The sequence below is a fragment of the Streptomyces sp. YS415 genome, assembly GCF_023544665.1.
Taxonomy (GTDB): Bacteria; Actinomycetota; Actinomycetes; order Streptomycetales; family Streptomycetaceae; genus Streptomyces.
Window position 1 is genome coordinate 55961 of sequence record NZ_JAMJFL010000037.1, and the last position, 13162, is coordinate 69122.

The 13162-nt window shown below is 73.3% G+C and carries 8 protein-coding genes; 3 read left to right on the top strand and 5 right to left on the bottom strand.

Features of this window, described 5'->3' with window-relative positions; genetic code table 11:
- Positions 1-2: 2 nt before the first annotated feature.
- From M8H82_RS32195 to M8H82_RS32215, 5 genes are all read right to left on the bottom strand, one after another.
- Entirely contained in the window at positions 3-2204 is a 2202-nt protein-coding gene (locus M8H82_RS32195) for a glycoside hydrolase family 3 N-terminal domain-containing protein (RefSeq protein ID WP_250078637.1), read from the bottom strand.
- Positions 2205-2377: 173 nt separating this feature from the next.
- A complete protein-coding gene (locus M8H82_RS32200) occupies positions 2378-3511 on the bottom strand; it encodes a cellulose binding domain-containing protein (protein WP_250078638.1) in 1134 nt (377 codons plus the stop codon).
- A 262-nt stretch (positions 3512-3773) separates the two neighbouring features.
- Positions 3774-4796, bottom strand: a complete 1023-nt coding sequence (locus M8H82_RS32205; protein ID WP_250078639.1) for a LacI family DNA-binding transcriptional regulator — start codon at positions 4794-4796, stop codon at positions 3774-3776.
- A 63-nt stretch (positions 4797-4859) separates the two neighbouring features.
- Entirely contained in the window at positions 4860-6449 is a 1590-nt protein-coding gene (locus M8H82_RS32210) for an AMP-binding protein (RefSeq protein WP_250078640.1), read from the bottom strand.
- Entirely contained in the window at positions 6446-8113 is a 1668-nt protein-coding gene (locus M8H82_RS32215) for an AMP-binding protein (protein ID WP_250078641.1), read from the bottom strand. The genes M8H82_RS32210 and M8H82_RS32215 overlap by 4 nt, the downstream gene beginning before the upstream one ends.
- Positions 8114-8227: 114 nt before the next feature.
- Between M8H82_RS32215 and M8H82_RS32220 the strand changes: the two genes are divergently transcribed.
- The 3 genes from M8H82_RS32220 to M8H82_RS32230 all read left to right on the top strand — a co-directional run.
- Positions 8228-9058 (top strand): helix-turn-helix transcriptional regulator, encoded by an 831-nt coding sequence (locus tag M8H82_RS32220; RefSeq protein ID WP_250078642.1) that lies wholly within the window; start codon positions 8228-8230, stop codon positions 9056-9058.
- 242 nt (positions 9059-9300) lie between these two features.
- Positions 9301-12192, top strand: a complete 2892-nt coding sequence (locus M8H82_RS32225; RefSeq protein WP_250078643.1) for a LuxR family transcriptional regulator — start codon at positions 9301-9303, stop codon at positions 12190-12192.
- A 219-nt stretch (positions 12193-12411) separates the two neighbouring features.
- Positions 12412-13162, top strand: a 751-nt coding sequence (locus M8H82_RS32230; RefSeq protein WP_250078644.1) for a trypsin-like serine protease, incomplete at its 3' end; no start/stop codon positions are given.

Below are 13162 nucleotides of genomic sequence, written 5' to 3' on the forward strand. Positions count from 1 at the left end.
CGTCAGGAGCCGGTGCACTGCGGAGCGGGCGTGCCCGCACCGCCGTTCGCGGTGAAGCCGAACGAGGTGGTGGCGCCGGGAGACAGGGCGCCGTTGTGGGCGGCGTTGCGGACGGTCGCGCGGCCCTGGGCCACGGTCAGCGAGCCGTTCCACAGGCTGTTGACGGTGGAGCCGTTCAGGTCCCAGGCGACGGACCAGCCGGTGAGCGGGCCGGTGCCGGAGTTCTTGACCGTCATCTCCGCCTGGTAGCCGCCGTTCCAGGCCGAGACGACCTTGAACTGGGCGGTGCAGGACTTGGGCTGGGGCTCCGGGTCGGGGTCCGGGTCCGGATCGGGGTCGGGCGTGCCGTAGGTCAGGCCGTGCCCGTACGCGAAGAGCGGGCTCTTGCCGTCGCCGTCGTTGATGGGCTGCTGGGAGGCGCTGCGCATCCACGTCATGGGGAGCTTGCCGGTCGGGGCGTGGTCGCCGAAGAGCACGTCCGACACCCCGGCGCCCTCGGTGCCGGGCAGCCAGGCCGCCAGCAGGGCTCTCCAGTCGGGCAGTTGGGCGGCGATGTCGAGCGGGCGCCCGGAGACCAGGACCACCACGACGGGCACCCCGCTGGCCTTGAGCCGGCTGAGGGTCTGGAGGTCCTCCTGGTCCAGGCCCATGCCGCCGGGCCGGTCGCCGTGCATCTCGGCGTACGGCGTCTCCCCGACCACCGCGACGGCGGCGGTGTAGCTGCCGTCGATGCCGTTGCCGTAGCGGTCGTAGGTGATCCGGGACGGGTCGGTCGCGGCGGCGCGGATGCCCTGGAGGACGGTCGTGCCCTGGGTGACGGGCCCGCTGCGGCCCTGCCAGCCCAGGGTCCAGCCGCCGCTCTGGTTGCCGATGTCGTCGGCGGACTTGCCGGCCACGAACAGCTTGGCGCTCTTCGCCAGCGGCAGGATCGCTCCGTCGTTCTTCAGCAGCACCTGCGACTGCCGCACCGCCTGCCGGGCCAGGGCCCGGTGTTCCGCGGAACCCACGGTCGAGGTCAACGACCGGTCGGTGAGCGGCTTTTCGAACAGGCCGAGCTGGAACTTCTTGGTGAGGATGCGCCGGTTGGCGTCGTCGACGCGCGCCAGGGGGATCCGCCCGGCGCTCACCTCGCCGCGCAGCAGGGTGAGGAACTTCTTGTAGTCGTGCGGGACCATCACCATGTCGACGCCGGCGTTGACGGCCGTGGTGATCTCGGCGCCGGTGAAGCCGCTCTGCCCGTCCAGCTGGTCGACCGCGGCCCAGTCCGAGACGACGAAGCCGGTGAAGCCCAGCTCGCCCTTGAGCACGTCGGTGACCAGGTACTTGTGCCCGTGCGAGCGCACGCCGTTCCAGCTGCTGTAGGACAGCATCACCGAGCCCACGCCCCGCCGTACCGCCTCCTGGAAGGGCGGCAGATGGATCGCGCGCAGCTCGGCCTCGGACAGCTCGGTGTTGCCCTGGTCGACGCCTCCGGTGGTGCCGCCGTCGCCGATGTAGTGCTTGGCGGTGGCCAGCACCGACGCCGGGTCGCCGCCCAGGGCCGTGCCCTGCATGCCGGTGACGAACGTGGCCATGGAGGTGGGCAGTTCGGGCTTCTCCCCGAACGACTCGTAGGTGCGGCCCCACCGGTCGTTGCGGGCCACGCACAGACAGGGCGCGAAGGACCAGTCGATGCCGGTACCGGCCACCTCCTCGGCCACCGCCCGCCCGACCCGCTGCACCAGCGCCGGGTCACGGGTGGCGCCGAGGCCGATGTTGTGCGGGAAGAGGGTGGCGCCGCGTAACGCGTTGTGGCCGTGCACCGCGTCGATGCCGTAGATCATCGGGATGCCGAGCGGGGTGGTGAGGGCGGTGCGCTGGAGGGCATCGTAGGTGTCGGCCCAGGTCTGGGCGTTGTTGGGGCTGACCGTCGAGTCGCCGCCGGAGAGCACCGAGCCGATTCGGTAGGTGGCGAGGTCGGACTGCGGGACGAGCGCGTCCTTCTCGATCTGGGTCATCTGCCCGAGCTTGTCGTCGAGCGTCATCCGGGAGAGCAGATCGGCGACCCGCTGGGGCACCGGGACGGAAGGGTCCTGGTACGGCAGGGCGGCGGCGGCCGTCGGGACCTGGGCCGGCGGGGCGGCGGCAAGACCGGTCAGGGCGAGGGTCGCGGCGCACAGCGCGGCGACGAGGGCGGGGCGGCGGGTCCGGGAACGGAAGGGCACGCCGGGGCGTGAGGTCGGTGTGCGGGGTGCGGACGCGGTGCGGCTCGGGCTCATGGACTGCGGCCTTTCCGGGTGCGGGCCGGAGGGGCGGACGTGGGGGCCGGGGCCCGCCCCCGTCGGTGCGGGAAGGCGGGGCGGGCCCCGGAGGAGGCCGGTGCGGCGCACCGGCGGGGTCAGGCGCTGGTGCAGGCCGTGCCGTTCAGGGTGAAGCTGCCGGGCTTGGCGAAGGTGCCGCTGTAGGTGCCCTGGAAGCCGAAGGTCTGGCTGCCGCCTGCGGCGATCTGCGCGTTGTGCGCCACGGGAGTCGCCGTCACCGCCCCGGAGGAGCCGGACAGGGTGGCGTTCCAGGAGTTGGTGACGCGCTGTCCGGAGGGCAGCGTGAAACCGAGCTGCCAGGTGTTCAGGGCGGCGGTACCGGTGTTCTTGACCGTGACGTCGGCGGTGTAGCCGCCCTGCCAGACGTTGGTCGCGTAGGTCACCTGGCAGGCGGTGGCCGGATTGCCGGGGCCGCCCGGGTCTCCGCCGCCGCCGAGGTTGACAGCGGAGGAGAAGGAGTTCACCGCGAGTCCGGCGCCGTTCTGCCACGGCTCGAACCCGGCCTGGACGCTCGTCAGGTACCAGTTGTTCTGCGCCATCCCCCGGGCGACGGTCTGGTCGACGAAGTCCATGACGTCGAAGCTCCAGCTGCTGATCGCCGAGGGAGCGACGAAGGAGATCACGTCGTTGGAGCCGTTGCTGCCGGTCCACACCTCGAAGGTGCGGCCGCCGACGGTGGCGTTGCCCACCGGCGAGCCGATCGGCTGGATCGGGCCCACCCGGTTGAACCAGATCATGATCTCGGTGCGGTTGACGCCGTCGGTGCGGGGCGTCGGGTCCAGCCAGATGTCGTACGAGGCGTTGTACACGGCGCCCGAGACGTAACCGTAGGAGATGCTGCTGGGCGCGCTGGAGATGGTGCTGAGCTGCGCCGGAAGGTTCGTGCCCGGCGAGCAGTTCGTGTAGTGGCAGCCGTTGAACACCGACGGGTACGACTTCGGGGCGCCGTTGGTGGGCACCGAGCCGTCGGCCTGGGTGAGGCGGAAGCCGGTGTCGGTGGCGGTGACGCACTGGGTGGCGCTGGTGCCCCAGCGGTTGTTCTGCACGACGTAGCGGCCCTGGATGACGGTCGAGCCGTACTGCTCGCAGATCGTGGTGTCGGCCTGGGCCGGCGGTGCGGCGACGAGGAGAGCCGCGAGCGCGGCGAGTGCGGAGAGCAGCGCGGCGAACAGGCCGCGCACGGGGCGGGGACGGTGCGGTAACGGTCGCATGCGGGTGCCTCTCTCGAACGTGGCTCGGCTGGATCGGAGCCGGTACGGGAGCGCTCCCACCTCCCCACTGATGGGAGCGCTCCCACCCCACCGGTTCGGGTCGGACTGTAGGAGTCCGTCCATGTTCCTGACAACCCTGTGCGCGCGAATGCGTCGAAGGGATTTCGAAGCCGCAGGTCAGGCACGCACGTCCGCAACCTTTCGACGGGCTCCGGGAGTTGGGAGCGCTCCCGAAAGTTTCGGCCGGGCCCGTTCTCGGCCCTCAGGCCGAGTCGCGCACCACCAGCCGGGTGCGCAGGATGACATGGCGCCAGGCGACTTCCGGCTGTTCCATCTCCTCCATCAGCAGCCGCACCATGGTCCGCCCGATCTCCTCCAGCGGCTGCCGGACCGTCGTCAGCGACGGCTCGGTGTGCCGGGCGAGCGGGAAGTCGTCGAAGCCGATCACCGCGACGTCCTCGGGCACCCGTCGGCCGGCCGCCCGCAGCACCCCGAGCGCCGCGGCGGCCATGGTGTCCGAGGCGGCGAAGACGGCGTCCACGTCCGGGTGCCGGGCGAGGAGTTCGGCCGTCGCCCGGCGCCCGCTGTCCTCGGTGAAGTCACCCTCGACGACCAGCGAGGCAACGTCCTCCACACCGGCGGCGGCCAGCGCCTCCCGGTACCCGCGCAGCCGGCACCGGGCGACGTACATGTCCAGCGGCCCGGTGACGGCGGCGATCCTCCGGCGCCCCCCGCGCAGCAGATGCTCGACCGCGCCGCGGGCGCCGCCGACGTTGTCCGCGTCCACGTAGGTGACGTGCTCGTCGCCCGAGCGGCGGCCGAGCAGCACCGTGGGCAGTCCGGCGTCGGCGAGCATGTCCGGCAGCCGGTCCTCGGCCCGCACGGACATCAGCAGGACCCCGTCCACCCGTCCGCCGCGCGCGTACTCGACGAAGCGCCGCCGCTCGACGTCCGTGCGGACCAGGGTGAGCAGCAGCTGCACCGACGTGTCGGCGAGGGCGTCACCGACTGAGCGGATGATCTCCGAGAAGAAGGGCTCCCCGAACTGCCGCCAGTCCCGTTCGGTCAGCGCCAGCGCCACCGCGTCCGCGCGCCGCCCGGCCAGGGAACGGGCCGCCAGATTGGGCACGTAGCCCAGTTCGTCGATGGCCCGCTCGACGGCCCGGCGCGTGGACTCCTTCACGCCGGCCGCGTTGTTGATGACGCGCGAGACGGTGCCGCGCCCGACACCGGCGAGAGCCGCGACTTCCTCCAGCGTCGGCGAGCCAGGGCGCTGCCTGCCCATAACCACCCCCAGGGCACCCGATCTTACGGGCCGCGCCCCGCTGTGATCGAACGCCCCGGAGGATCAGCCGGAGTACCGCTCCCGCAGCTCGATCTTGCGTACCTTTCCGGACACCGTCATCGGGAAGGAATCGAGCACCCGCACCCTGGCCGGGATCTTGTAATGGGCCAACTGTCCCGCGCAGAACGCCCGTACGTCCTCCAGCGTGGGCGGGTCGGCCGGGTCGCGGGGGATGACGCAGGCCAGCACCTCCTCGCCGTACCGCTCGTGCGGCACGCCGATCACCTGCACGTCGGCGATCTTCGGGTGGCCGTAGAGGAACTCCTCGATCTCGCGCGGGTAGATGTTCTCGCCGCCCCGGATGATCATGTCCTTGATGCGGCCGACGATCTCGACATAGCCGTCCTCGCGCATCACGGCGAGATCGCCGGTGTGCATCCAGCGGGCGGGGTCGACGGCCTCCGCGGTCTTGTCGGGTTCGTTCCAATAGCCGAGCATCACGCCGTAGCCGCGGGTGCACAACTCCCCTGCCGTGCCCCGGGGTCGGGTGATCCCGGTGGCGGGGTCGACGATCTTCACCTCGACGTGCGGCAGGACGCGGCCGACGGTTCCGGTGCGGTGCTCCAGGTCGTCGTCCATCCGGGTCTGGAGCGAGACGGGGGAGGTCTCGGTCATGCCGTAGCAGATGGACACCTGCTCCATGTGCATCTCGGCGACCACCCGTTTCATCACCTCCACCGGGCAGGGCGAGCCCGCCATGATGCCGGTGCGCAGCGAGGAGAGGTCGTAGCGCGCGAAGTCGGGCAGGTTCAGCTCCGCGATGAACATGGTCGGGACGCCGTACAGCGAGGTGCACCGCTCCTGCTGAACGGCCTCCAGCGTGGCTTTCGGGTCGAAGGAGGGGGCCGGGATCACGATGCAGGCACCGTGGGAGGTAGCGGCCAGATTCCCCATGACCATGCCGAAACAGTGATAGAACGGGACCGGAAGACACACCCGGTCCTGCTCGGTGTAGCCGATCGACTCCCCCACGAAATAGCCGTTGTTGAGGATGTTGTGGTGGGAGAGGGTGGCCCCCTTCGGGAAGCCCGTGGTGCCCGAGGTGTACTGGATGTTGACCGCGTCGTCGCAGCTCAGGTCGTCCGGCAGGGCGCGCGGGACGGCGCGGCCGAGCAGTGCCTGCCAGCTCGGGTCGCCGAAATACACGGCCTCGCGCAGCCCGGGGCAGTTGCCCCGCACCTCGTCCACCATGGCCCGGTAGTCGCTGCCCTTGTGGCCGAGGGAGGCGAAGAGCAGGGAGATCCCGGCCTGCTTGAGCACGTACTCGACCTCGTGCACCCGGTACGCCGGGTTGATGTTCACCATGATCGCGCCGATCCGGGCGGTGGCGTACTGCACGAGCACCCACTCGGGGCAGTTGACCGCCCAGATCCCGACCCGGTCGCCCTTGACGATCCCGCTCGCCAGCAGCGCGTACGCCAGCTCGTCGACGTCCGCGATGAGCCGGGCGTACGTCCAGCGCCGCCCCGACGGGACGTCGACCAGCGCCTCCCGCTGCGGCCAGGTGGCGGCGGTGCGGGCCAGGTTGTCCCCGATCGTGTCACCGAGCAGCGCGGTCGCGCCGGTTCCGTGCGTGTACGACAGTGCGGTCACCGGAAGTCCTCCTCGCGGTACTCGTCGGCCGAGCCGGCCGCCGTGGCCTCGCGCAGTTCGACCCGGCGGATCTTGCCGGAGACGGTCTTGGGCAGGGGCGCGAACTCCAGGCGGCGGACGCGCTTGTACGGGGCGAGCACCTCGCGGGAGTGCTCGAAGAGGACCTTCGCGGTGCCGGGACCCGGCTCCCAGCCGTCGGCGAGCGTGACGTACGCCTTGGGGACGGCGAGGCGCAGGTCGTCCGGGGCGGGCACCACGGCGGCCTCGGCGACCGCCTCGTGCTCCAGCAGCGCGCTCTCCAGCTCGAAGGGACTGATCTTGTAGTCGCTCGCCTTGAAGACGTCGTCACTGCGCCCGACGTACGTCAGGTATCCGTCCTCGTCCCTGGACGCGACATCGCCGGTGCGGTAGTAGCCGCCCGCCATCGCCTCCGCCGTACGGTCGGGGTCGCCGTGGTAGCCGGTCATCAGGCCGACCGGGCGGGCCGACAGGTCGAGCGCGATCTCGCCCTCGGTGGCGCCGGGCGCGCCGGTCACCGGGTCCAGCAACTCCACCCGGTAGCCGGGACCGGGGCGGCCCATGGCGCCGGTCTTCAGCGGCTGGCCGGGGCTGTTGGCGATCTGGACGGCGGTCTCGGTCTGGCCGAAGCCGTCCCGGACGGTGACGCCCCATGCCCGCCGGACCTGTTCGATGACCTCGGGGTTCAGCGGCTCCCCCGCCGCCACCGCCTCGCGCGGCGGGGTGCGCAGGGCGGTCAGGTCGGCCTGGATGAGCATCCGCCACACCGTCGGCGGGGCGCAGAAGGTCGTGACGCCCGCCCGGTCCATCTCGGCCATCAGCCGGGCCGCGTCGAAGCGCGTGTAGTTGTGCAGGAAGACGGTCGCCTCGGCGTTCCACGGCGCGAACAGGTTGGACCAGGCGTGCTTGGCCCAGCCCGGCGAGGAGATGTTGAGGTGCACGTCGCCGGGGCGCAGGCCGATCCAGTACATGGTGGCGAGGTGGCCGACCGGGTACGAGAGGTGGGTGTGCTCGACGAGCTTGGGGCGGGCCGTGGTCCCGGAGGTGAAGTAGAGCATCAGCGGGTCGTCGCCGCGGGTGGGGCCGTCCGGGGTGAAGCCGGCGGGGGCGGTGCGGGCGTCCTCGTACGCGTGCCAGCCCTCGCGGGCGCCGCCGACGGCGATACGGGTGTAGTCACCGGGCACCTCGGCGAACTTGCCGGTGTCCTCGGACCGCACGATCACCTGCCGGACCCGCCCGCGCTCCACCCGGTCGCGCAGATCGGCGGGGCCGAGCAGCGGGGTGGCCGGGATGACGACGGCCCGCAGCTTCATGGCGGCCAGCGCGGTCTCCCACAGCTCGGTCTGGTTGCCGAGCATGACCAGGATCCGGTCCTCGGCGCCGACGCCCCGCGCGCGCAGCCAGTTGGCGACCCGGTCGGAGCGGGCGGACAGCTCGGCGAACGTCAGTCGCGCCTCGGTGCCGTCCTCCTCGACGATGTGCAGCGCGGTGCGGTCATTGCCGTCCGCGATGACGTCGAACCAGTCGAGCGCCCAGTTGAACCGCTCCGGCCGGGGCCACGCGAACCCCGCGCAGGCGGTGGCGTAGTCCTCGCGGTGCTCCAGCAGGAAGTCCCGTGCCCTGCGGAAGTCGTCGGTGGCCGTCATGTGTCCTCCTCTGTCCCGGACCATTGCCCGGCGGCTCCCCGCCATCGTGTAATCCGTGATGCAGGTCTCACTACCCCCGGACGGGGGTGCATGCCGCGGAGGAAGGGCGGGCAGTTGGCAGCAGATGTCACCGGAGCCGCGGAGATCCGGGGTGCGCTGGTCCGGCTGCGGCGCTCGACCGGGCTCCCGGTCGCGTTCGGCGGTCTGACGGAGTCCGCCCGCCCGCGGATGCTCATCACCGAACTCGACGGCACCTCCACGCACGCGCTGAGCCGGCTCGCCGTGACGTCCGGCAGCGGTCTCGGCGGTCGCGCGCTCGCCCTGGCCCGCGCCTGCGCGGTGACGGACTACTCCTCCTCGCGGCAGATCAGCCACGAGTACGACACCGCCGTCGCCGCCGAGGGCCTGCGCTCGGTCCTCGCGGTCCCGGTCGTCGTACGCCGCCGGGTGCGCGGTGTCCTCTACGGCGCCCTGCGCACCCCGCAGCCGCTCGGCGACCGCACGCTGACCGCGGCGGTGGCCGCCGCGCGCGACGTGGAGCAGGCGCTGGTCGTGCGGGAGTCGGCGCAGGAGCTGCTGGCGGCGGCGCGGCCACGGCCGGAGCGGGACGGCGACGGGGCCGTGCGGGAACAGGTGCGGGAGGCCCATGCGGCGCTGCGGGCGCTGGCGCCGCGGATTGCCGACCCGGGGTTGCGCGCGGAGCTGCTGGAGGTGTGCGGGCTGCTGACGCCCGAGGGGCCGGCGGCGGGGGTCCGGCTGGCGCCCCGGGAGGTGGATGTGCTGGCCTGGGTGGCGGCGGGGGCGACGAATGCCGCGGCCGGCGAGCGGCTGGGGCTGCGGGCGGAGACGGTGAAGGGGTATCTGCGGTCGGCCATGCGGAAGCTGGGGGCGCACACCCGGGGGGAGGCGGTGGCCGCTGCCAGGCGGGCGGGGCTGCTGCCGTAGGGCGTCCACGGGGAGTGCCCCGAAGGGCCGGCGTGCGGGTGCTTACGCCTCGCGGCCCCGGCGACCATGGGCGGGCTGCCGTACCCGGCGCCGGAGGCGTGACGTGGGCTCTCCCATTCAGTCACCCGCCCCCTGAATTTCCCTGTGCTTCGCTGCTGTTATTTCCCTCACCCGGCAGGCACTCCGAAATTCAAAGACCCATTGCCTAATATTGGCCAGAACACGACACACGGAGGGGAGCGGTGACCGTGCCACGGGACTTCACGGAACCTGCCAGATCCCGCCCCGACATGGTCATCGGCCGGGACGAGCCGTTCACGGCGGCGCGTCGGCAGCTCGCCCGGGGCGGCAGCGTCCTGCTGCACGGGCCCGCCGGAATAGGAAAGTCGACCGCGCTGCGGGCATTGGCCGCGGAATACGGCGCGACGGCACGGACCGTGTTGCGCTGCTCGGCGACCGAGTCCGAATCCCATCTCCCCTTCCTCGCCCTCGCCGACCTCCTCGGCCTGGTCCTCGACGACGTCTGCGACCAGCTGCCCGCCGCCCAGCGCACCGCCCTGGAGTCGGCGCTCACCGGCCGCGGCGAGTCCACCCTCCAGCGCGACGGCCTCGCCCTGCGCCTGGCCGTCCTGTCCGCCCTGCGCGCCCTCGCCGCCGAGGGCCCCGTGCTGATCGTCGCCGACGACCTCCAGTGGCTCGACCCGGCCAGCGTGGAACTCCTCGGCTTCGCCGCCCGCCGCCTCGGCGACAGCCCCGTGCGGATGCTGTGCGCCGCCCGCACCCAGGACGAGGAGTACGACCGCCATCTGGGCGCCGCCCCGCCGGACACCCTCGCCCTCCGGCTCGGCCCCCTCTCCCGCACCCACGTGGCCGCCCTGCTCGACCACCGCGGCTACACCGGCCTGTCCCGCTCCACGGTCCGCGACATCCACCGCACCAGCGGCGGCAACCCGCTCTTCGCCCTGGAACTCGGCCGCGCGCTCGCCGAGAACCCCGCCCCGCACCGGCCGGGCGAGCCGCTGCCGGTGCCCACCTCGCTGCGCGCGCTGGTGCTCAACCGGCTCGGGATGCTCTCCGCCGACGCCCGCCACACCCTCCTCGTGGCCAGCGCCGGCGCCCGGCCCACCCTGGCCACGCTGCGCGCGGCGGGCCGCGCCGACGCCGAGGCGGAGACCGCCCGGGCGGCGGAACTGGGACTGCTCGCGACGGAGGCGGAGGGACCGGCCGTACGCTTCGCGCATCCGCTGATCTCGGCGGCGCTGTACGCGGAGGCGCCCGCGCAGGAGCGGCGGGCCGCGCACGCGGCGCTGTCCACGGCCGCCTCGGACCCGATCGAACGGGCCCGGCATCTGGCGCTCGCGACCATCGGCACCGATCCGGAGGTGGCCGCCTCGCTGGCGGAGGCCGCGGCACTGGCCCGGGACCGCGGGGCGCCCTCGGTGGCCGCCGCGCTCGGCCGGCTGGCCGCCCGGCACGCGCCCGCGGAGACCGGGACCAGGCGGGCGCGGCGATCCGGCGACGACACGGGCGGCCCCGCGCCTGCCCCCGGCACCGCCCCGGCCGAACGGACACCCGCCGGTCCGCACGACCTGCTGCTGCAGGCCGCCGAGGACGCCATCACCGCCGGTGAGCTGGATCTCGCCCGGGACATCGCGCGCGAGGTGCTGTCCGCCTCGACGGTGCCCGCGCAGCGGGTGCGGGCCTGGATCGTGGTGATCGAGACCGCGGGTCACGCCATGTCGGAGGTCGACGCCGTCTTCCCGCAGGCGCTGGCCGACGCGGGCGAGGACCCCCGGCTGCTCGCCCTGATCCACTACCAGCTGGCCTGGCGGGCGCTGCTGGTGGACGGCGACTTCGACCCGGCCCGGGAGGAGGCCGCCTACTCCGCGGAGCTGGCCGCGCGGGGCGGCGACCGGTACACCGAGCTGATGGCGCTCGCCTTCGAGGCCCAGATCGAGACCCTGATGGGCCACCCGGACGCGCCCGCGACCATCAAGCGCGCCCTGCGGGAACCGCAGGACCCGAGGGTGGCCTGCCATCACAACGGCGCCGGGTACGCCCGGTTCCGCTGGCTGGTGATGAGCGACCAGCTGCCCGAGGCCCGCGCCACCGTGACCGCGCTGCTGCGCGAGGTGCGGCGGCGCGGCTCGGTCGAGAGCGAGGTGCACTTCCTGCGCGGTCTCGCCGAGACCGAGCTGCGCACCGGGCACTGCGCCCGCGCCCTCGACCTCGCCCGCGAGAGCCTGCGGCTGGCCCGGGACACCGGGATCGGCGAGGTCGCCTCGGCCGTGCTCACCTCCCTGGCGGAGGCCGCGGGTGGCGAGGTGGACCGGGCGCTGGCACTGGCCCGGGAGGCGCTCGACCACGCCGAGCAGGACGGCGACCAGATGTACGTCTCCCGCGCCCTGGCCGCCCTCGGCCACGCCCAGCTGGTGGCCGGGGACGCGCCCGCGGCGGTGGCCTCGCTGCGCCGGGTGCGCGAGCTGGAGCGGGCCCTCGGCATCACCGACCCGGCGCGCGGACGCTGGCACGGCGATCTCGCCGAGGCACTGGTCCGGATCGGCGCGGCCGAGGAGGCGCAGGACGTCATCGACACGGCACGGGCCCGCGCCCTGCGCCTGGGCCGGGAGAGCGTGCTCGCGGTGCTGGACCGCGCGGAGGCGCTGGTGCGCGCGGCGCGCGGCGAGCGGGAGTTCGCCGCCGAACGGCTGACCTCGGTGCAGGACCGGCTCGCCAAGCTGGGCTACGGCCTGGAGGAGGCCCGGGCGGCCTTCGCGGCGGCGGGGCTGCGCACCGGCGGGCCGGGGCCGGTCTCGTACGACGAGGCGGCCAGGCTGTTCCGGCGGTGCCGGGCGCTGCCGTGGCTGCGCCAGGTGGAGGCGGCCGCGACGGCGCCCGCGGCCGAACCGGCGCCCGCACCGGCCGCCGCCCTGGACGCGCTGGACTCCCTCGCCTCGATGGAGCGTCAGGTCGCGGCGCTGGTCATGGAGGGCGCGACCAACCGGGAGATAGCCGCGCGGCTGTTCATCAGCGTCAAGACCGTCGAGGCGACCCTGACCCGGGTCTACCGCAAGCTCGGCATCCGGTCGCGCGTCGACATCGTCCGGCTGGCGGCGGGCCGTCCCGGCGGCTGAGATTCCCGCAACGATTCACCGCACCGGCGGGTTCGGCCGGGGCCGACCGAGGGTTTTCCCTGCCCAACTCCCCTAGGGGGTTCCCTCATTGGGAAGGGAACCTGCGAGTTCTAGCGTAGGGGCGTGCCGCTCGCCGGGCACACGGGGGTCGGTCCCGAGACCCTCGTGCCGCACCCCCCACCCGCGCGACCCCCCACCGGCAACCCAATGAGGAGACTCATGCTCGGGCACCTCCGCGCCAGACAGACCGCCACCGCGCTCGCGGCGGCCACCGCGCTGCTCGGCGTCGCCCCCACCGCCGCCGCGGCTCCCCAGCCCATCGTGGGCGGCTCGACGACGACCACGGCCGCGTACCCGTTCATGATGCAGATCACGGACTCCGCGCAGAACCAGTTCTGCGGTGGCACGCTCGTCTCGGCGACCAAGGTCGTCACCGCGGCCCACTGCATGGCCGGCGAGACCGCCGGCAGCGTCCGCGTCGTGGGCGGCCGCACCCACCGCGACGGCACCGACGGCACCGTGGCCACGGTCGGCAAGATCTGGATCCACCCGGACTACAAGCAGGCCACCGACGGCGACGACGTGGCGGTGCTGACGCTGTCGACGTCGATGCCGTACACCCCGGCACCCTACGTCTCCGCCGACCAGACGGGCGTGTACGCGGCCGGCACCACCGCCCGCATCCTCGGCTGGGGCGCCACCTCCGCGAACGGCAGCGCCTCCAGCCAGCTGCGCACGGCCACGGTGCCGATCGTGTCCGACGCCGGCTGCGCGAGCTCCTACGGCACGGACTACCTCGCGTCCGACATGGTCTGCGCCGGCCACGCCTCCGGCGGCGTGGACACCTGCCAGGGCGACAGCGGCGGTCCGCTGCTGGTCGAGGGCGTCCTGGCGGGGATCACGTCCTGGGGGGAGGGTTGCGCGGCGGCCGGGTACCCGGGTGTGTACACCCGGCTGACGTCCTTCTCGG

Bases quoted from the DNA above. Each gene is read 5' to 3' on its own strand.
- M8H82_RS32215 (WP_250078641.1), bottom strand. From the start codon at position 8,113: ATGACGGCCACCGACGACTTCCGCAGGGCACGGGACTTCCTGCTGGAG.
- M8H82_RS32205 (WP_250078639.1), bottom strand. From the start codon at position 4,796: ATGGGCAGGCAGCGCCCTGGCTCGCCGACGCTGGAGGAAGTCGCGGCT.
- M8H82_RS32200 (WP_250078638.1), bottom strand. From the start codon at position 3,511: ATGCGACCGTTACCGCACCGTCCCCGCCCCGTGCGCGGCCTGTTCGCC.